Source organism: Streptomyces silaceus (genome assembly GCF_001419745.1).
Taxonomy (GTDB): domain Bacteria; phylum Actinomycetota; class Actinomycetes; order Streptomycetales; family Streptomycetaceae; genus Streptomyces; species Streptomyces silaceus.
Genome location: NZ_LIRJ01000712.1, coordinates 1 through 1010, shown reverse-complemented (window position 1 = coordinate 1010; position 1010 = coordinate 1). Strand labels below are relative to the sequence as shown.

The 1010-nt window shown below is 71.1% G+C and carries 2 protein-coding genes; one reads left to right on the top strand and one right to left on the bottom strand.

Going from position 1 to position 1010, the window contains the following annotated elements; genetic code table 11:
• Positions 1-508: AMP-binding enzyme (locus AOK22_RS38935; protein ID WP_157872443.1), on the top strand; the 508-nt coding region annotated here is incomplete at its 5' end.
• Between the two features lie 18 nt (positions 509-526).
• On the opposite strand, the gene AOK22_RS38930 is transcribed toward AOK22_RS38935, so the two are convergent.
• On the bottom strand, positions 527-958 hold the full coding sequence (locus AOK22_RS38930) for a VOC family protein (protein WP_055703336.1): 432 nt from the start codon (positions 956-958) through the stop codon (positions 527-529).
• Between the last annotated feature and the right edge of the window lie 52 nt (positions 959-1010).

Sequence of the window (1010 nt, the reverse complement as noted above, 5' to 3'; positions counted from 1 at the left end):
CGGCACGGAGGTGCGGGTGGTGACCGCGACGGGCGCGCCGCAGGCGCCCGGACATCCCGGCGAGGTCCTCGTGCGCGGACACCACGTCATGCGGGGCTACTTCGAGGATCCCGCCGAGACGAAGAAGAGCGTGACGCCCGACGGCTGGCTGCGCACGGGTGACGTCGGCGTCCTCGACGAGGACGGCAACCTCCGCATCACGGACCGCATCAAGGACATGTTCATCGTCGGCGGCTTCAACGCCTATCCCGCCGAGATAGAGCAACTCCTCGGCATCCACCCCGACGTGGCCGACGTCGCGGTCGTCGGGGTGCCCGACCCGAGGCTCGGCGAGGTCGGCAAGGCGTACGTGGTGCGGCGCCCGGGTTCTGTGGTGACCTCGGACGACCTGATCGCGTGGTCGCGCCGGGAGATGGCCAACTACAAGGTCCCGAGGGCGGTGGAGTTCGTCGCGGAACTGCCGAGGAACGCGAGCGGGAAGGTGGTCAAGGGGGAGCTGCGGGGCTGAGCCTTCCCGGAGACACGGTCAGTCGAGCTCGCCGCGGGCCTCGGCCTCGGCCTGCGCCTTGGCCTCGGCGGCGATGATGGCGTCGCGCTCGGCCTGGGCGCACTCCACGCAGAACTCGTTGCCCTCGGGGTCGGCGAGGACGACCCAGCCCCGGCCGTTGGGCCTCCGCTGGTCGGCGACCTGGGTGGCGCCGAGCGCGAGAATCCGCTGGACCTCCTCGTCGCGGGTGCGGTCCTGCGGCTGGAGGTCGACGTGCAGCCGGTTCTTGACGGCCTTGGCGTCCGGCACGGTCACGAAGAGCAGCGTGACGCCGTCGGCCTCGACCAGGGCCTCCGGGTCCCCGGGAAAGTCGTCGTCGCTGAGCTTGCCGCCGAGGACCCCGGCCCAGAAGGTGGCCTGGCGGTAGGCGTCGCGGGAGTCGAATGTGAGGTGGCGCACGAGAGAAGCCATGGGCCGCACTATCCGACGGGGACGGGGACGCTGTCCACGGAAATATGGGTGG

Coding starts and splice junctions, on each gene's coding strand:
- AOK22_RS38930 (WP_055703336.1), bottom strand. CDS start 958: ATGGCTTCTCTCGTGCGCCACCTCACATTCGACTCCCGCGACGCCTAC.